This window comes from Halospina sp. K52047b, from assembly GCF_008709855.1.
In the GTDB taxonomy this organism is placed as follows: Bacteria; Pseudomonadota; Gammaproteobacteria; order Pseudomonadales; family Oleiphilaceae; genus Halospina; species Halospina utahensis_B.
In genome coordinates, this window is sequence record NZ_VYJH01000009.1 from 94,991 (window position 1) to 113,498 (window position 18,508).

The following is an 18,508-nucleotide window of genomic DNA, read 5'->3' on the forward strand; positions in this document are numbered from 1 at the left end:
GCTTGGATCATGAACAGCTTGATTCTGACCATGACCTGCATCCCACGGGGTCGCCAGCCTGCCGGGTTTCGCCGCTGGCCCTACCCACCGGGAATACAATGTACTCTTTTGACTGTGTAACGGGTTCTGCCATTGATTCCAGCTTTTTGATCAATGCCTCGTCATCACGCTCAACAGAGACCAATTGGGGGGTGGGCTGCGCGACTGAATCCAGCCTGGAAAGAAGCGTGGAACGCGGCATACTGTGAACCCTGGCGCTGCTGTAAAACCGCGCAGAGAAAGGGATCTCGCCTGTATACACCAGATCCTCTAGTTCCCATTGGGGATGGTTTCGTATCTCGCGGACAAGCGTCTTTTCGGTTTCCAGATGCTCAGGGTTGGCTGTGGACCAGAGACCAAGACCGATACCGAGCAATGGAACCATCAACGCGGGAGCGAGGCTTGCCCTTCTGTGATCAGATATCCGATTCAGTGGAATCAGTGCGGACAGTATGATGCCAAGAAAGGGGAGCCCCGGCAGCACATAGGTCCACAGAATGTTCCCGGAAAGGGAGAAGAATACGGCCGGCGTCAAAGCGCTCATGAGAACCAGCCCGGTGATGCCCTTATGTGTACCCTGCCAGTGGTGCAGCAACCGCGAACCGCGGTGATAACGGCGGATGCAGGCCACGGCCCCGATCAATCCCCACGGAAAGCTCGCCAGTATCAGATGGAGCCAGATGGTGCCGCGGGGGAACTCGTGGGCATTGCCATAGAGGTCCCCATTCCAGTCACTGATCAGGAACCGCTTGAAGTGCTCGCCGACGATGAAGTAATCAAGAAAACCGGGTGTCTTGATCTCGGCAAGCACGTACCAGGGAACCGTGAGCGCCAGCATCAGGCCGGTTCCGCGGATCCAGGGAAAATTCTGGCGCAGTGCCCGCCACTGTTGATGGACGATCACCCACGCGGCGACGGGCAGGCCGGTTAGCACCAGCGTCAGCGGACCTTTGGCAAGTAGCCCGATGGCGAGCCCCACAAAGAGGAGCCATCCCCAGGTCGCATTTCCACCCTGCAACCGGATGAGCACGCTGCCGAGGGCCAGTGTTGTGCCCAGCGCCAGAAATGAGTCTGTCATGACGGTGCCGGCACTGAGAAACCCAAGCAGCATGGTTGAGTAAATGAGGGCTGCCCACACCGTCTCGTGTGAAAACAGCGCAGATCCCGAGTCCGGCAGGAAGGCGGCGCGGGTTCGCATGACAAGAATCACAATGGCAAGATTCGCAAGCCAGGAGGGGAGCCGACCGGCGAATTCACTGATACCCAGCCACCGGAAAGACAGTGCCTGAGCCCAGAAGGAGAGCGGAGGCTTGCCCCAGAAAGGAACCCCTTCCCGAAACCAGGGTGTGATCCAATCCCCGGAAACGGCCATCAGGCGAGCGATTTCCGCATACCGTGGTTCCGTTGTGTCCATGAACGGGACCAGGGCGGACAGGCCGAGCCGTGACAACAGAACCAGTCCGAGCAGCGACAGCAGGAACTTAAGATGAAACTGCATGATTAACGGTTCTCCTCGGCTGGCTTTCAGGCCGCGCACTGGTGGCCTGGTCCTGTTCGGCCGAATCATGGGCAACCAGGTACACGGGGCGCTGTTTGGTCTCGATGTAGATTCGCCCCACATATTCGCCGAGCAGGCCAACGCACAGTAATTGGATGCCGGACAGGAAAGTAATGACAGTGATGATTGAGGCGTACCCCGGCGTGGCGACGCCGAACAGCAGGGCCTTCAGGACGACCCAGGCCCCGAAGGCGCCGCCCGTGGCCGCCGCCAACAAGCCGAGTATCAGCGCCAGTCGCAGCGGTTTTACCGAAAATGAAGTGATCCCTTCCATAGCGAGTTGCGCCAGCTTCAGGTAATTCCATTTTGTGTTTCCAGCGGCGCGAGCATCCCGGTTAAACGTCAGAGTGGTGGTCGGCATCCCGACCCAGGCAATCATTCCCTTCAGGTAACGGTTGCGCTCGGGCAGTTCATTGAACGCATCGACCACCCGTCGGCTCATCAGTCGGAAATCGCCGGTATCGACGGGCAGTTCAGCATCACTGATGCGATTCAGTAACCGGTAGAAGCAGGAGGCGGACAGGCGTTTCAGCCAGCTTTCGCCGGCACGCGAATCACGTTTCATCAGGACCATGTCATAACCGGCACGCCACTGCTCCACCATCCGCGGGATCAACTCTGGCGGATCCTGCAGATCGGCATCCATAAGGATGACCGCCTCGCCCAATGCCCGGGCCAGGCCCGCGGACGCAGCGGCTTCCTTCCCGAAATTGCGGGAGAGCTCGATCACACGGATCATTGGATAGGTTATGCGGGCGCTTCTTAACATGGATGACGAGTCGTCCCGGCTACCATCATCGATGAACAGCCACTCTACCGGTTCCCCCAGCTGTCGGCAGGTCTCGGCCAGCCGTCCGAGCAGCTCCGGAATAACCTCGGATTCGTTATGGACTGGAATCACGATGCTAAACACGGGTCTGGTGATGTGCTTATATCGGTCCTGCATTGAAAACCATTCCCCTCGCAACGATGAAGTTAATAATGGTGGCAGCCGATGTCGCCATGAGCTGCGCGACCGCCACCTGCCCCACCAGCTCGGCTGCGGCCATGAAGACCGTCAGGTTGACGATCCATCCAAGCACGGCGCTGGCCAGGTAGCGTGGGAAGGCAGTGCCATGACGAACGGTTGAACGGAACGCGAACCGGTGCTGGCCGATATAATTGATATGGAGGCCAATGGCTGCCCCCACCGCCGTCGACACTGTCGGGTTTCTCCCCTGGCTGACCATGACTGCCATAACCAGCCAGTGAGTTGCTGTCGCAATCGCTCCGACTGCCAGGAAGCGGGACAGATCTGTACTGAGCTTCCGTTTCGGACCGGCCTGACCCACTCAACTCTCCTTAACCGTTGATCAATGCTCTGCATGCTCCCATTGACGGATTAAGGGAGACTTAAGAGGCCTTTTGAGAAATCTTAAGTGGGTCTTAAGGTTTCCCTGTCCCCGCCTTAAGTTTCCTTTAAGCCCCGCCGCCTAATGTGGAAATCGTCCCAGCAGAGCGATGAGCCCATTAGCGGTAGGGGAGTGACCATGAAACGTCCTTTGATGATGCCTGTCAGCCTGAGTACTGAGCGGTCGAGCCTGACCCCGGTAGTGGCTGGTAATGGTTGGACACTGTGCAGTGTGGCCGCGGGGTCGGAGGCTGCGACCCGGACCATCGATTTCATCCGCCAGCGTTTCTGGCTGGCCTATCAGGCACAGCCGAAGTTGCGGATTCCCGACCTGTTGGCACTGGTGTCAGGCCGGGGCGAGCTGATTGCCGCTGTGGGTATCCGGTGCGCAGAGGGCGAGCGACTCTTCCTTGAGGATTACCTGGACCAGCCGGTTGAACAGCTTATTCCCGGAACCCGGCCGGATCGTCGCCACCTGACGGAGATCGCCCATCTGGCGGGTGCCGAAGCCGGTGCCGGCCGCTACCTGTTTCCGGCGCTGTCGAAATACCTGCTTGGCCTCGGCAGCGAATGGGTGGTCTGCACGGGGACGCCCCACCTGCGTAACGGCTTCGAGCGACTGGGTATTGAAGTGCACCCCATGGGCGCGGCCGACCCCTCGCGCCTGGCGGATCAGGGCAAATGCTGGGGACAGTACTACGATCACAATCCCGAGGTGATGGCCCTGAGCGTGGAGCAGGGCCATCAGGCCATGGAACGTGTTGGCCTGATGAGGACGATTGCGGATGCGGCGCCGGAAAGCGGCAGCGGGGGAGGGAACTATGGCGTTATTGCCTGAGCTGCTTAGACAGCAGGCGCTCCGTCACTCCGACCGGTTGGCGCTGGTTGGGCCGGACGAACGCTGGCGGTACGGGGAACTGCTCGAGGCCGCGACCGGGCTTGCCAATGAACTGGTGGACCTCGGGGTGCGCCGGGTCGGGCTGTGCGGGGACAACACGGTTGCCTGGGTCCTCGCCGATCTGGCGTGTCTTCTGGCCGGTATTGCCTGTGTGCCCGTGCCCCCGTTTTTCTCCGACAGCCAGGCGACACACCTGATGGCGCAATCGGGTCTGGACGGGCTGCTGGGCCGGGCGGGAACGCCCATCGGCCATGGTGTCTCGTTCCAGTCACTGCCGCCCAACGCCGAAGCCCAACCGATGCCGGAAGGCACACGCAAGATCACCTATACCTCCGGTAGCACGGGCACGCCCAAGGGGGTCTGCCTGTCCCTGGAGCAGATGACGGCGACGGCGGTCGCCCTGCGGGACCGGCTTGAGGGTGTTGGCCTTGAGCATCACGTCTGCGTGTTGCCGCTGGCAACACTGCTGGAGAACATCGCTGGCGTCTATGTGCCCCTGCTTTTGGGAGGCTGTGTAGAAGTAAAGCCACTCGCGGAACTGGGCCTGTCGGGTAGTAGCGGGTTGGATTTGGCGACGCTGGTCGAGGCATTGCAGCAGAGCCGTCCCCATTCGCTGATCCTCGTTCCGGAGCTGGCCCAGGCACTGGTTTCGGCGGTCGAGCGTGGAGATCTCTCGCCATCGTCATTCCGGTTTCTGGCGGTTGGTGGCGCACGGGTGGCGCCGGAGCTGCTCACGCGTGCGTATCGCATCGGTCTCCCGCTCTATGAGGGCTACGGGCTTTCTGAGTGCGGTTCGGTGGTGGCATTGAACTCGCCGGGACAGAACCGCGCGGGCGCCGTGGGGCGCCCCCTGTCCCATGTCGCCGTAAGGGTCGACAGCGATGGCCACATCCGGGTGCGCGGTAACGGATTTCTCGGTTATCTCGGCAGCGCGGAACCGCTCGATGAGTGGCTCGACACGGGTGACATCGGGGCACTGGACGAGACCGGCTTTCTCTATGTCCGCGGGCGGGCCCGCAATCGTCTGATCACCAGCTTTGGCCGCAACGTCAGCCCGGAATGGATCGAGAGTGAGCTGATTCAGGGGGCTGGCATGGGCCAGGCGTTTGTCTTCGGTGATGGCGAAGCACACCTCAGTGCCCTGGTGGTCGCATCAACGGAAAGAACGGACGAACAGCTCCGGTGCGCAATCGCGAGGCTGAACAGGACGCTGCCGGATTACGCGCGTATTGCCCGGGCTTATCGGCTGGCCAGCCCCCTGTCGGCTGCCTCGGGTTATCTCACAGCAAACGGGCGGCTGATCCGTGACCGCATTGAGTCCGATCTGCCGCATCTGCGGGCGACAGCCCGTTCCTTCGACATCGAACCCAACCAAAGCGAAACAGCAGGAGAAAACACCATGGCCTTTTTCAACCAATTGCAATCAGAGACTGAAGCGGCTCGTGCCCATCTTCACCAGGCGCCGGCACTGCAGGCCATCAAGGAGGGGCGGCTTGGCCTGGCGGGTTACACCTGGTTCCTGACCCAGGCCTACCACCACGTCAAACATACAGTGCCCCTGATGATGGCCTGTGGCGCCCGTCTTCCAGAGCGGCTGGAATTCGTCCGGGAGGCGCTCGTGGAGTATATCGAGGAGGAATACGGCCACCAGGAGTGGATACTGAATGATCTGGCGGCCTGTGGCGTGGATAAGGAAAAGGTGCGCCACGGCCAGCCGGATACCCCGGTTGAGTTGATGGTCGCCTATCTTTACGACCGGGTTCAGCGGGGCAATCCCATGGCGTTCTTCGGCATGGTCCAGGTGCTGGAAGGAACGTCCATCGAGCTGGCAACCCCGATGGGCAAGGCCATCCAGCAGCAACTGGACCTGCCGGACGAGGCATTCAGTTACCTGTATTCCCACGGCGAGCTGGATCAGGATCACTTCGAATTCTACCGGAACCTGATGGATCGGATCACCGATGAGGCCGACCAGCAGGCCATCATCGAATCCGCCCGGATGGTCTACCGGCTTTACGGCGATATGCTTCACAGCATCCCGGTGATGCCGGGTCGGTCCCAGGGAGGTTCCAGCCATGAAGCTGCATGATCGTGTCTTCCTGCTGCTTGGTGGCTCCGGGGGGATTGGTCAGGCACTGATCGCTCCCCTGACGGCGGCCGGCGCACAGGTCATCGTTGCCTCCCGCCGCCCGGAGCAGCTGTCACTGTCCCAGGGCGTAACAACGGCTCGGCTGGATCTTGCAGCCGATGACCTCGACGCCCAGCTCGAGTCGCTGAGTCAGGAGCGGCCGGATATTGATGGCGTGATCCATTGTGCGGGACAGAACCAGTTTGCCGCACTGGCGTCGCTGTCCGTCGAGGATCTGGATGCCCAGATCGCGGTCAATCTGCGGTCCGCGATGCTCGTCGGTCGCCACTTTGCTGAACGCTTCGTCTCGGCGGGCAAGGGGGATCTGGTGTTTGTCGGTTCCACCTTCGGCAGTATCGGTTATCCCGGCTATACGGCCTACTGCGCCACCAAATTCGGTCTGCGTGGTTTCACCGAGGCCCTGCGTCGGGAGCTGGCGGACACGCCCGTGCAGGTTCTCCATGTGGCGCCCCGGGCGACCATCACCGCGATGAATCCGGAGTCGGTCAATGCAATGAACCAGGCGCTTGGCAACACCATGGACCAGCCAGCGACCGTCGCCGACCAGATTCTTGCAGCCATGCGCCAGGACCGGTCAAGGCGTCTGCTGGGCTGGCCGGAAAAACTGTTCGCCGTGATCAATGGCGTGCTTCCGAAAGTCGTGGACCGGGCACTGAAAAAGCAGTTGCCAGTGATCCGGCGGTATATGGGAACGGGGGTCTCATCATGAGGGTTTGCTTTGCTGTGCTTATGGCACTTCTGACACTGCCGGCTTCGGCCGCGTCCATGTCGGATCAATTGCTGGATATTCAGCATCGCTGGGCAGCGATCCAGTATGGCCTGGATGAAAATAAGCGTGCGGATGCCTTTGAAGGGCTCGCAGCTGAGACAGATTCGCTTGTTGAAGGCTATCCGGATCGCGCCGAACCTCTCGTCTGGCGGGGCATTGTGTTGAGTACCTGGGCCGGTGCCTCCGGTGGATTCAGTGCGCTGGGGCTGGTCAGTGACGCACGGGAAGTGCTTGAGAAAGCACTTGAGATTGATCCGAAGGCCCTGGAGGGCTCTGCCCATACCTCTCTGGGGAGTCTCTACTATCAGGTGCCGGGCTGGCCGCTGAGTTTCGGGGATGATGAGCTGGCTCGCGAGCACCTTCGCGAGGCACTGTCGATCAACCCGAATGGCATCGACCCCAACTATTTCTTTGGCGACTTCCTGGTTGAGCAGGGCAAGGAGAAGCGGGCCAGAACCTATCTGGAACGGGCCCTCGACGCGCCTGATCGCCCCACCCGCCCGCTGGCCGATAAGGGGCGCCGCCAGGAAATCAGGGCACTGCTGGAGACGCTCTGACCGATGGTGGCCGTGCCTGTCATGGTGAATCTGCTCCTGGATGGGGCGAGTCCCCGGCGGAGACGGCCATCAGGACCTGTCGGTTGCGAACCTGGTCACCCGCACTGACACGGATGTCTGAGACGCTTCCGTCACGGTCCGCCTTCAGGGGGTGCTCCATTTTCATGGCTTCGAGCACCGCCAGGGTCTGACCCGCCCGGACGGTGTCCCCCTCGGCCACCGCGACCTCAATGACCGCGCCATCCATGGTGGCGCGGACTTCGCCGCTGCCCTGTTCGTCTGCGCGGCGTACCGGCGCATGAGTCTCGTCCTGCAGTGCCAGCGTGCGCCCCGATAGATGGCAGTACAGGGTGTGATCCACGAGCTGATACTGGCAGGCCCGGCGCACGCCATCCGCACTGAGGATCAACTCTCCATCCCGGTGATCTTCGGCGACCAGGCTGTGCTCCTGATCGCCCACCGTGATGCGAGCTTCCGATCCAGAGTCCCTGAGCCGAACCCAGGTTCCGGTGTGGCCGTCATTGAGCAGCATTGGGCAGGCACTCGGCAGGCTGTTGCTCCAGCCGCCCCGGTCCGCGTACTCGGACCTGATCTCGTTCCGGTAAAGCACCAGCGCGGCAACAGCCAGCTCCATTGAGTTTGCCTGGATTGGCTGCAGGCTGTGGTCGTCCTTGAACTCCTTGTCCAGGAAGGCCGTGGTGGCCTCGCCGGCGGCGAAGGTTTCGTGGGCCAGAACCCGGGACAGGAACCAGGCGTTATGAGTGACCCCCAGAAGCACCGTGTCTTCCAGCGCCCGAATCAGCCTCCGGCGTGCCGTGCCACGATCCGCGCCACTGGCAACCACCTTGGCGAGCATGGGGTCGTAATGGGGCGTCACGCGCATCCCCGCTGAAATCCCGTGATCCACCCGGATGCCGTCGCCCGCAGGGGGAATCCAGCAATGAACCGGCCCCGTCTGCGGCATGTAGTTCTGCGCGGGATCCTCCGCGTAAAGCCGCACCTCAATCGCATGCCCGCAGATCCGCACCTCATCCTGAGTGAGCGGCAACGGCTCCCCGGCCGCGACACGAAGCTGCAACGCCACCAGATCCAGCCCCGTCACCATCTCGGTAACGGGGTGCTCCACCTGCAGGCGCGTGTTCATCTCCAGAAAGTAAAAGGCCCCGGACTCATCAACAATGAACTCCACCGTCCCGGCCCCGACATAACCACAGGCCTGCGCCGCCTTAACCGCCGCATCCCCCATGGCCTGCCGCATGGCCTCGTCAACAAAAGGCGAGGGCGCCTCCTCCACCACCTTCTGATGTCGGCGCTGCACCGAACAGTCGCGCTCCCCCAGATGAATCGCATTGCCCTGCCGGTCCGCAAACACCTGGATCTCAATGTGCCGCGGCCGAACGATCGCCTTCTCCAGTATCAGCTCCCCGTCGCCGAAGGCCGACTCCGCTTCCGAGCGCGCCCTGGCCAGCTCATCCGCCAGTTTGTCGGGCTCATGCACCAACCGCATGCCCCGTCCGCCACCACCGGCGGATGCCTTGATCATCACCGGGTACCCGATCCCATCGGCAGCCTTCTGCCAGGGCGACGGATCCGTCTCCGCGCTCTGGAAGCCCGGCACCGTCGGTACGCCCGCCTCGGCCATCGCCTCCTTGGATCGCCGTTTGCTGCCCATCAACTCCATGGCATGCGCTGGCGGTCCGATGAAGGTGATCCCGTGTTCCGCGCAGGCCGAAACGAACGCCGCGTTCTCCGAGAGAAATCCATACCCCGGGTGCACCGCATCCGCCCCGGTCAGGCGTGCCGCCTCCAGGATGGCTTCAATGTTCAGGTACGATTCCCCCGCCGGTGCCGGCCCCACGCGAACCGCTTCATCCGCCATCCGCACATGCGGCGCGTCCCGGTCCGCATCACTGAACACCGCGACCGTCCGATACCCCAGCGCCTGGGCCGTCCGGTTCACCCGCACCGCGATCTCGCCGCGGTTTGCTATCAATAGTTTGTTGAACATCCGACCTGCACCCATAAAGGTGATCTAATTGTTGTTCTGTAGGAGCGAGCTTGCTCGCGATCCTGGAAACAATCGCGAGCAAGCTCGCTCCTACAGTATTTCTCGTAGCGTTTTCCAATGGTTTTCGGGGTGTCGGTGCGGGGGAGGTCTTTCAGGGAGGCTCGATGACAGGATGTCATCGCGCCAGCGCCCATGGATGGGTTCACAGCGGTCCCTGAAAGACCTCCCCCGTGCCGACACCTGCAACCAACTCAACCATCTGGAGACGACGCTATTCCTCAGCCCACGAAGGCTTCCGCTTCTGCATAAACGCCATGGTCCCTTCCTGCCCCTCGTCCCCACGAACAGCCGCCGCAAAATCCTTCGCCGCCTTATCCAGAAGCCCATCAAGCGGCTCACTCTCCACCGACAGCAACAGCTCTTTCGTCATCCGCGAAGCCCCGGGCGCACAATTCCGGATCCGCTCCAGCACCTGCCCCAGCTTCTGCTCCAGCTCCTCACCGGACTTGGCAAAGTCATGCACCACGCCCAGCCAGAACGCCTCACTCCCATCAAACCGGTGCCCCGTCAAAGCCAGCCGCCGAGCCCGCGTCAGCCCGATCCGCCGCACCACAAAAGGCGCGATCTGCGCCGGCGTAATCCCCAGGGTCGTCTCCGGCAGCCCGAACTTCGCACTCTCCAGGCACAGCGCAACATCCGACACACAGGCCAGCCCGAAACCGCCGCCCATGACGGCGCCCTCCAGTACCGCGACCGTCGTCTGCGGCGCCGACTCCGTTTCGCTTAACAGATGCCCAAAGGCCCGGTTCAGCTCAAAGATCGGATCACTGCCATCCTCCGCCTTCTGCCCACGCGCCGAGGCCATGTCCTTCACATCACCCCCGGCACAGAAGTGCCCGCCGGTGCCGCGCAGGACCACGGCCCGCACCCCTGTGTCGTCGCGAATGGCGGCAAACACCGAGCGCAGCTCGTGGACCATGGCCAGGCTCATGGCATTGCGGCTGTCCGGCCGGTTGAGGGTGAGATGCAGGATGCTGCCGGACCGTTCCAGTTTCAGCGTCTCGCACTCGGGGAGCGTGGCCATCACGAGTCTCCTTTCTGCTTGCCGGGCAGCGTGCCCATGAGTTTGCAGATGATGCCGAGCATGATCTCGTCGGCACCGCCGCCCACCGAGACCAGGCGAACGTCGCGATAGGCCCGCGAGACCGGGTTGTCCCACATGTAGCCATTGCCGCCCCAGTACTGCAGGCAGGCATCGGTCACCTCGCGGCCCAGACGCCCGGCCTTGAGCTTGGCCATGGAGGCGAGCTGGGTGACGTCCTTCTGGGCCACGTGCAGTTCGCAGGCCTGGTAGGTGAGGGCACGCAGCGCCTCGATCTCCGTCTGCAGCTCGGCCATGCGGAAGTGGATGGCCTGGTTGTTGATCAGCGGCTGGCCGAAGGTCTCGCGCTCGCGGCAGTAGTCGATGGTTTTATCCACGCAGCCTTCCAGTGCCTTGATGACGTTGGCAGCGCCCCAGAGGCGTTCCTCCTGGAACTGCAGCATCTGCATCATGAAGCCGGTGCCTTCGGCGCCGATGCGGTTGCGCTTGGGCACGCGCACATCGTCGAAAAAGACCTGGGCGGTCTCGGAGGAGCGCATGCCGAGCTTGTCCAGGTGCGGCGCGACGCTGATGCCGGGGGTGTCCATGGGGACGATGATCAGGCTCTTGTTCTTGTGGGGCTTGTCGTCGCTGGTGTTGGCCAGCAGGCAGATGAAGTCGGCGCTGGGCGAGTTGGTGATCCACATCTTGTGGCCGTTGATGATGTAGTCGTCGCCGTCGGATTTCGCATTGGTCTTCAGGCCCGCGACGTCCGAGCCCGCGCCGACTTCGCTGACGCCGATGCAGCCGACCTTTTCCCCGGTTATGGATGGCCGCAGGAATTCCTCTTTCTGCTCGGCAGAACCGAAACGGGCCAGTGCCGGAGTACACATGTCGGTCTGGACGCCGATGGACAGGGGCACACCACCAGCGGCGGCGATGCCGAATTCTTCGGCGGCGACGAGGTTGTAGCTGTAGTCGAGGCCCATGCCGCCGTATTCCTCGGGTTTCTGGATGCCGAGGAGACCCAGGTCGCCGAGTTTCTTGAAGATCTCGTGGATGGGGTAGCGGCCGTCGCGTTCCCATTCGTCGCAGTTGGGGTTGATTTCGTTTTCGACGAAATCGCGGACGGTTTTTCTGAGGGCCTGGTGTTCTTCGGTGAATTGCATTGGGTTCTGGCCTCTGTCTTGTCTCTAGACTGGTTGTTGTGTACCGGGCTCTGAAGTGGGGGAGTCTTTCCGGGACCGCTGTGAACCCATCCATGGGCGCTGGCGCGATGACATCCCTGTCATCGAGCCTCCCGGAAAGACTCCCCCACTCCAGAGCCATCCAGTTTCGTGGGTGACGCCGCCATGACTCCTACAGGCGCGCCACGCCAAAACTATTCGATTGGGGCTTCCGCTCATCACCTTCCTGGCATATTGCCAGGGCTTCGCCCACGACTCTGCGTGTATCTCGCGGATCAATCAGCCCGTCGTCCCAGAGCCGGGCGGTGCCGAAGAGCGAATGGGAGCCGTCGTTGAGCTTTTTCGCCGTGGACTGTTCGAGTACATCCAGTTGCTGTGGGTCGGGTTCGACACCGTTCTTGCGCTGTTTTTCTTCGGCCACGATGCGCATGACCTTGCCGGCCTGGGCGCCGCCCATGACGGCGGTGCGGCTGTTGGGCCAGGCGAAGATGAATCTCGGGTCGAGGCCGCGGCCGCACATCGCATAGTTGCCGGCGCCGTAGGAGCCGCCGACGACCACGGCGATGCGGGGAACGCGGGCGTTGGTGACGGCCTGGATCATCTTGGAGCCGTGTTTGATGATGCCGTTCTGCTCGGAGTCGGTGCCGACCATGAAACCGGTGGTGTTGTGCAGGAACAGGAGCGGCGTCTGCGACTGGTCGCAGAGCTGGATGAACTGGGCGGCCTTGGCGGCGCCGCGTGGGGTGATGGGGCCGTTGTTGCCGATGATGCCCACGGAGCGGCCGTAGACCTCGATCCAGCCGCAGACGGTCTGGCTGTCGAAATCGTTCTTGAAGTCGAGGAAGCGTGAGCCGTCGGCGATGCGGGCGAGGATTTCGCGTACGTCGTAGGGCCTGCGGCTGTCCGCCGGGATGACGCCGGGTAGTTCATCCGGGCTGTAAAGCGGCTCTTCCCAGGTCTGTGGCGCCCGTGCCGGCAGGGTCTTGTTCCAGTCGAGGGTGGCCATGATTTCGCGGGCCTGGCGCACGCCGTCGCCGTCGTTTTCGGCCAGGTATTCGGCGGTTCCGGCGACCTCGCTGTGCATTTCGGCACCGCCAAGCTCTTCGTCCGTGGCGATCTCACCGGTGGCGGCCTTGAGCAGGGGCGGGCCGGCCAGGAACATCTTGGACTGGTTGCGCACGACGATGACGTAGTCGGACAGCCCCGGTTGGTAGGCGCCGCCGGCGGTGGCGTTGCCGTGGACCACGGTGATCTGCGGTATGCCGGCGGCGGACATGCGGGCCTGGTTGGCGAAGCCCCGGGCGCCGGGCACGAAGATGTCCGTGGCGTAGTTGAGGTTGGCGCCGCCGCTTTCCGACAGCGAAATCACCGGCAGGTTGTTCTCCATGGCGATTTCCTGGGCCCGCAGGGTCTTATCGAGGCCTGCCGGCGTGATGGTGCCGCCCTTGATGGCGCTGTTGCTGGCGGAAACCATCACGCGGGCGCCGCCCACGTACCCGATGCCGCAGATCATGCCGCCGCCGGCCATGGAGCCGTCCTTGTCATCGTGCATCTTGTAGCCGGCCAGCGGGCAGATTTCGAGGAAGGGGCTGCCGCGATCCAGAAGCAGGTTGATGCGGTCCCGGGGCAGGAGCTTGTTCTTCTGGTTGAACTTCTCCCTGGCTTCTTCCGCCTTGTCGCGCACCAGCCGCTCGACAGCACGGAAGGTCTCGATCTCTGTCTGCATGGCCTCGGCGTTTTCGGCGAACTCCGGGCTGTTGGGATCGATGGTGGATTCAATCACCTGCATGGCGTTCAGTCCTCGTCGTCCTGGAGTACCCGGGGCGTAACGGCCCGGTGGAAGCCGTTGAAGGCTTCGTTGTTCTTCGCTTTGGGCAGGGGCCAGACACTTCCGCCCTGGGAGGCGCCGCCGTCGATGCGCAGCGTGTCGCCTGAGATGAAGCGGGAGCCGGGGGAGAGCAGGAAGCAGATGGCGCTGCTGACTTCGGCTTCGGTGCCGATGCGCTTGCAGGGCACGGCCTCGCGCAGGCCACGGATCCAGGACTTCATGCTGTCCGGGTAGCTGTCCATGCCGCTGGAGGCGATCCAGCCCGGGGCCACGGCGTTCACGCGTACCCCGGAGGCACCCCATTCCACGGCGGCGGTCTGGGTGAAGTTCACCATGCCGGCGCGGGCGGCCCCGGAGTGGCCCATGCCCGGCATGCCGCCCCACATGTCGGCGACGATGTTGACGATGGCGCCGCCGGTCTTCGTCATGCTCTGGTTGTAGACTTCGCGGGAGACGAGGAAGCCGCCGGTGAGGTTGGTGCGCACGACGGTTTCCCAGCCTTTCTGGTTGATGCCGGCCAGCGGCGAGGGGAACTGGCCGCCGGCGTTGTTGACCAGGCCGTGGATGGGGCCGTGATCCTGGAGGATGCTTTCGATTACCGGTTTGACGGCATCCTCGTCGCGGATGTCGCAGGAGTAGGGGTGGGCGGTGCCGCCGTCCTCCCTGATTTCATCGGCGACGGTCTGGACCTTTTCGAGCTTGCGGCCGATGAGGATGACGTTGGCGCCCAGTGAGGCCAGTTCGTGGGCGGTGCAACGGCCGATGCCGGAGCCGCCGCCGGTGACGATGATGGTCTGGTTTTTGAACAGGCTTTCTTTGAATACCGACTGATAGCTCATGGGGTGTTTTATTCCTTGTCACCAGCATGTTGGTTCTTTCGTAGCACCGCTACGGGGGAACCCTTTCAGGGACCGCTGTGAACCCATCCATGGGCGCTGGCGCGTCGGCGTCCTGCCGCCGAGCCTCCCCGAAAGGGTCCCCCCGCATCGGTGCTTCAAGTTGTTTGGGTAACGCTACTCTGAAAAATAATCCTGTTTACCTCGGTTGCGTTACCGCTAATCTCTCAGCGCCGCAGTGGGGAGTGCTTTCCGGGAGGCTCGATGGCAGGGATGCCATCGCGCCAGCGCCCATGGATGGGTTCACAGCGGCCCCGGAAAGCACTCCTCACTGTGGCGCCCACGCACAGCCCACACGCCTCAACGGATCAAGGCAGCAAGCCCGAAGGCACAGCCACAGGAATCTCCAGTAACTGCTGGGCAAACGCTTTCCCCTGCGGATCAATCCGCAGGCTGGCAACGCCACCGCCCCCAAGGCTGTGCTTCAGCAGAAAATTCAGTCCATGGATCCCCGGCATATGCCAACGGAGCACTTCGCCTTTCTCCGGATCCAGTGTATGCCCCATCCACTCGGCCACGCGCTCCGGCGTCAGGGCAGCGGCGATCCATGGGAGGTAGTCTTCGCGGCGGGCGACCACGCCGATGTTGCAGTGATCGCCCTTGTCGCCACTTCGACCCCAGGCCAGATCAACCAGACGTACTTCAGTATCCGCCTGCCCTGAGGTTTTGGGAATCGGCGCCTCTTCCGGTTTATGGGCATTGGCGTAGCCGCCCTCCGTTGGAGCGGTCACGTCGGTTGTTTCCCCGCCCAGATCCGCGGAAACAGAAACCATGTCCTTCGGCACCAGGCAGGAGTACAGCCGGATCTTGGGCCATACCGTGGGGCGGCCGCCGACGATGCCGGTCAGGCCCGGGGTCATGCCGGTGCCGGCCTGGGCGATTTCGCGGGAGAAGATGACCAGGGCTTTCTTGTCCGGGTGGGTGGCGCTGATCTTGATGACCACTTCGCGGGTGTCGCCGTGTCGGCCCTGGGGGCCGTAGGTGGTTTCGGTGCCGAGCAGTTCCACGCTGGTGTCGCTGTAGGGGGCGTAGCCCTGTTCCTGGATCAGGCGTTCGGACTTGCGCAGTATCGCGCTGGCAACCGCTTCGGCTTTGCTGGCGGCATCCATTCCGGCGAGCAGGAAGGTGACGGTGCACTTGTGGCCGTCGGGCCAGGTGCCGGCGACCTTGTAGGTGTGGGTCGGGGGCAGGCCGCGGGCGCCGCTGATGCGGACATGGTCAGGGCCGATTTCCTCGATGGTGACGTTGGTGAAGTCGCAGATGACGTCCGGCAGGTAGTAGGCACGCGGGTCGTCGATTTCGTAGACGAGTTGTTCCGCCGCGGTGCCGAAACTGACTTCGCCGCCGGTTTCCGGGGGCTTGGTCAGGGTGAAGCTGCCGTCCGGACCCACCTCGGCGATGGGGAAGCCCATGTTGTCGAAGCCCTCGGCGACGCGTTCCCAGTCGGTGAAGTTGCCGCCGGTGGCGTGGACGCCGCATTCGATGAGGTGGCCGGCGAGGCTGCCCTGGGCGAGACGGTCGTAATCGTCGAAGCTCCAGCCGAATTCGTGCATCAGGGGCGCCAGGACGACGGCGCTGTCGGCGACGCGGCCGGTGATGACGATGTCCGCGCCCTGTTCCAGCGCCTGCACAATGCCCGGGGCACCGAGGTAGGCGTTGAGGCTGACCATCATGCCGGGCAGGGGGGTGCCGGTGTCGATTTCGGTAATGCCGGCCTTCGAGAGTTCGCTTTTCTGTGGCATCAGGTCGTCGCCCAGCACCAGCGCGATCTTCAGGTCCAGGCCCTGTTCATCCACCAGGGCCTGGAGGGCATCGCGGCAGGCGGTGGGGTTCACGCCACCAGCATTGCTGATGACTTTAAGGCCCTGGTTGCTGACCTCCCCAAGAAGCGGCCCCATGACGGTATCGACAAAGTCCCGGGCATAGCCCTGGCTGGGGTCCTTCATTTTCTGGCCGGCCATGATGGACATGGTGATTTCGGCCAGGTAGTCGAAGACCAGGTAGTCCAGGTTGCCCTTTTCCACGAGCTGGCGCGCGGCGGTCTGGGTGTCGCCCCAGAAGGCGGCGGCGCAGCCGATGCGCAGTGACTGGGGGGCGCTCATGGTGATGGTCCTCTGTGTGCTTGCCATTGGTTCGAATGAATATACCTAGCAAGCGCTTGGTTTGTAAACTGTGGTAGACTGTGTTCCTGCTAGAATCAGTCGCACTATCCACATGGAGACTTCTGCTTTGTCCCAGGAAATGGCCGCCCCGTCCGATCCCCCGAGCTTCACCGACCCGGAGTCCCCAAGAGGCCGCCTCCTCCGCCAGGCTGCCCACCTGTTCCGGGACAAGGGGTATGAACGCACCACGGTGCGGGATCTGGCCTCCGCGGTCGGTATCCAGTCCGGGAGCATCTTTCATCATTTCCGTACCAAGGAGGAGATCCTGAAGGCGGTCATGAGGGAGGCGATTCTGGTCAACACGGGTCGGATGCGTTCACGGCTTGAGGCGGTAGCCGATACGGGCGAGGCGGTGCGGACGCTGGTGCAGTGTGAGCTGGAGTCGATCAATGGCGAGACGGGCGAGGCCATGGCGGTGCTGGTCTATGAGTGGCGGAGCCTGTCCGAAGCCAGTCAGGCGGAGATCCTGGAACTCCGGGAGGTCTACGAGGGCATCTGGCTGGACACGCTGACCCGTGCCAAAAGCGATGGGCTGATCGAGGCGGAGCCGTTCATACTGCGCCGGTTCCTCACTGGCGCACTCAGCTGGACCATTACCTGGTACCGGCCCGAGGGGGATATGACCATTGAGAATCTGGCGGATCATGTGATGAGCATGCTGAAAATCCCTCCTGCCTGAAGCCTCTTTTCCCAAAATTCTGCGCTGTCCGTAGCCTTGTGGACTCAGGCCAGACCGTTGTTACCGGCGGTTACTCGCTGTAACGACATCACAGGCCTGCCATTTCGGCCGTTGCATCCTCCCCGAGACTGCCGTTTCATGACGGCCTTGACGATCATCAAGCTTTAACCCGCGCTGTGGCGGGCGCTTGAGTGGATTGTCCAACAAGTCGGTGCCCGCTTCCGGGCTGCTGCGTAACAGATGGAGAGTGATCATGCCGAACAAAACCAATAACGGCATCTCCCTGGCTCGTATCACTGGTGTGCTTGTCGCTCTGGTAATGCTGGCCGGGTGTTCCGTTAACCCCCTCCACAAGATAACCGGTGACGTGATGACCGGTTATGCCGAAGCCGAGAACACGCCTTACGTGCTGGCCATGACCGACGTTGGCAAAGCCTGTGCGCTCGGCGAGTCGGTAGACCCGCTTCTCTACTCCTTTTCCCGGGTAACCATGGAGCCGGCCAAGACCGGTACCCTGCTGTCTGTTCTGGCGGGCATCTGCATGGAGCAGGACGCACAGGAAGAAGAGCTGCGTTACCTGCGGGCCGACTATGAGGGCAACCTGAACGAGCTGCGTGACGCCCGCGAAGCGATGCAGCGCAAGTACGGTATTACGGCGGAGCGCCGCGAGCGTGCTTTCAAGCGGATGCTGACGGGGTTCAGTTACGAGCCCAAGCCGGATGCTGAATGCCCGAACCTCTATACCGACCAGGACGAAATCACCTTCCTGCTCGGCCTCGTCTCCGGCGCCCAGGCGGTCCTGAACGACGGCAAGGCGGGCGGTCGTGCCGATGTGTCCCGCCGTCTGGCCGCTCAGGTTGAGCGTTCCACCTACTGCGTCGACAACGAGAAGTGGGCCGGTATTCCGGAAGGCCTGAGGGCGACGATCTGGGTACTGCTCCCGGATTTGAAGCCGGACGAGGTCAGTGCCAGTGCCTGGGAAGTTCTTGAGCGCAACCGCAAGCTCGGTGTCGAGAAAGGGCTCCGGATTCCTGCTGCGTTTGAGCTTCAGATTGCCGAGAACGTCGGTCGGGATAAGACCATTGCCGAAACATTGGGCTATCTTGATGAAACCTCCGAGGACTTCGAAGTTTGGGAGCGGTATCAGCTGACGGACCGTGTGGCCATGCAGATTGCATGGGCGGTGTCCGATCGTCTCTGGACCCGGGAACACGGCTATCGCACCCCGGTCAATCGTTTCGGAGAAACCGGTAACGAACCGGACGAGGACAGCAACATTGATACCGAGGGCCTGCTCTGAGCAGGCC

The 18,508-nt window shown here is 62.6% G+C and carries 15 protein-coding genes; 6 read left to right on the forward strand and 9 right to left on the reverse strand.

All coding sequences use genetic code 11. The features are described from left to right. Window positions 1-7: 7 nt before the first annotated feature. The 3 genes from F3089_RS11980 to F3089_RS11990 are packed head-to-tail and all read right to left on the reverse strand — an operon-like array spanning window position 8 to window position 2,928. On the reverse strand, window positions 8-1,537 hold the full coding sequence (locus tag F3089_RS11980) for an ArnT family glycosyltransferase (RefSeq protein WP_151441029.1): 1,530 nt from the start codon (window positions 1,535-1,537) through the stop codon (window positions 8-10). Then, window positions 1,521-2,543, reverse strand: a complete 1,023-nt coding sequence (locus tag F3089_RS11985; protein ID WP_151441030.1) for a glycosyltransferase family 2 protein — start codon at window positions 2,541-2,543, stop codon at window positions 1,521-1,523. Before F3089_RS11985 ends, F3089_RS11980 begins: the two co-directional genes overlap by 17 nt. After that, window positions 2,527-2,928, reverse strand: a complete 402-nt coding sequence (locus F3089_RS11990; protein WP_151441031.1) for a GtrA family protein — start codon at window positions 2,926-2,928, stop codon at window positions 2,527-2,529. Before F3089_RS11990 ends, F3089_RS11985 begins: the two co-directional genes overlap by 17 nt. A 198-nt stretch (window positions 2,929-3,126) precedes the next feature. Between F3089_RS11990 and F3089_RS11995 the strand changes: the two genes are divergently transcribed. From F3089_RS11995 to F3089_RS12010, 4 genes are read left to right on the forward strand one after another with little or no spacing between them, the layout of a single operon-like run. Then, on the forward strand, window positions 3,127-3,825 hold the full coding sequence (locus F3089_RS11995) for a thermostable hemolysin (RefSeq protein WP_192497366.1): 699 nt from the start codon (window positions 3,127-3,129) through the stop codon (window positions 3,823-3,825). Further along, on the forward strand, window positions 3,809-5,974 hold the full coding sequence (locus F3089_RS12000; protein WP_151441033.1) for an AMP-binding protein: 2,166 nt from the start codon (window positions 3,809-3,811) through the stop codon (window positions 5,972-5,974). Before F3089_RS11995 ends, F3089_RS12000 begins: the two co-directional genes overlap by 17 nt. Further along, entirely contained in the window at window positions 5,961-6,743 is a 783-nt protein-coding gene (locus tag F3089_RS12005; protein ID WP_151441034.1) for an SDR family oxidoreductase, read from the forward strand. Before F3089_RS12000 ends, F3089_RS12005 begins: the two co-directional genes overlap by 14 nt. Continuing rightward, the gene (locus tag F3089_RS12010; protein WP_151441035.1) at window positions 6,740-7,360 is read left to right on the forward strand and encodes a tetratricopeptide repeat protein; all 621 of its coding nucleotides are present in this window, start codon (window positions 6,740-6,742) and stop codon (window positions 7,358-7,360) included. The genes F3089_RS12005 and F3089_RS12010 overlap by 4 nt, the downstream gene beginning before the upstream one ends. Before the next feature lie 19 nt (window positions 7,361-7,379). Here F3089_RS12010 and F3089_RS12015 read toward each other — a convergent pair whose 3' ends face one another. The 6 genes from F3089_RS12015 to F3089_RS12040 all read right to left on the reverse strand — a co-directional run bounded on the left by F3089_RS12015 (window position 7,380) and on the right by F3089_RS12040 (window position 16,462). Then, window positions 7,380-9,368 (reverse strand): acetyl/propionyl/methylcrotonyl-CoA carboxylase subunit alpha, encoded by a 1,989-nt coding sequence (locus tag F3089_RS12015; protein ID WP_151441036.1) that lies wholly within the window; start codon window positions 9,366-9,368, stop codon window positions 7,380-7,382. Window positions 9,369-9,639: 271 nt separating this feature from the next. Further along, window positions 9,640-10,452 (reverse strand): enoyl-CoA hydratase/isomerase family protein, encoded by an 813-nt coding sequence (locus F3089_RS12020; protein WP_151441037.1) that lies wholly within the window; start codon window positions 10,450-10,452, stop codon window positions 9,640-9,642. Continuing rightward, a complete protein-coding gene (gene atuD / locus F3089_RS12025; protein ID WP_151441038.1) occupies window positions 10,452-11,618 on the reverse strand; it encodes a citronellyl-CoA dehydrogenase in 1,167 nt (388 codons plus the stop codon). The genes F3089_RS12020 and atuD overlap by 1 nt, the downstream gene beginning before the upstream one ends. 190 nt (window positions 11,619-11,808) lie before the next feature. Beyond that, on the reverse strand, window positions 11,809-13,425 hold the full coding sequence (locus F3089_RS12030) for an acyl-CoA carboxylase subunit beta (RefSeq protein WP_151441039.1): 1,617 nt from the start codon (window positions 13,423-13,425) through the stop codon (window positions 11,809-11,811). 5 nt (window positions 13,426-13,430) lie between these two features. Then, window positions 13,431-14,303 carry an SDR family oxidoreductase gene (locus tag F3089_RS12035; RefSeq protein WP_151441040.1) on the reverse strand — a complete coding sequence of 291 codons (873 nt, stop codon included), beginning with the start codon at window positions 14,301-14,303 and terminating at the stop codon, window positions 13,431-13,433. Between the two features lie 365 nt (window positions 14,304-14,668). Further along, on the reverse strand, window positions 14,669-16,462 hold the full coding sequence (locus tag F3089_RS12040; protein ID WP_151441041.1) for an acyclic terpene utilization AtuA family protein: 1,794 nt from the start codon (window positions 16,460-16,462) through the stop codon (window positions 14,669-14,671). A 112-nt stretch (window positions 16,463-16,574) separates the two neighbouring features. Between F3089_RS12040 and F3089_RS12045 the strand changes: the two genes are divergently transcribed. Together F3089_RS12045 and F3089_RS12050 are read left to right on the forward strand one after the other, a co-directional pair. Continuing rightward, window positions 16,575-17,201 carry a TetR/AcrR family transcriptional regulator gene (locus F3089_RS12045; RefSeq protein WP_151441042.1) on the forward strand — a complete coding sequence of 209 codons (627 nt, stop codon included), beginning with the start codon at window positions 16,575-16,577 and terminating at the stop codon, window positions 17,199-17,201. Between the two features lie 253 nt (window positions 17,202-17,454). Further along, on the forward strand, window positions 17,455-18,501 hold the full coding sequence (locus F3089_RS12050) for a hypothetical protein (protein ID WP_151441043.1): 1,047 nt from the start codon (window positions 17,455-17,457) through the stop codon (window positions 18,499-18,501). Window positions 18,502-18,508 lie beyond the last annotated feature (7 nt).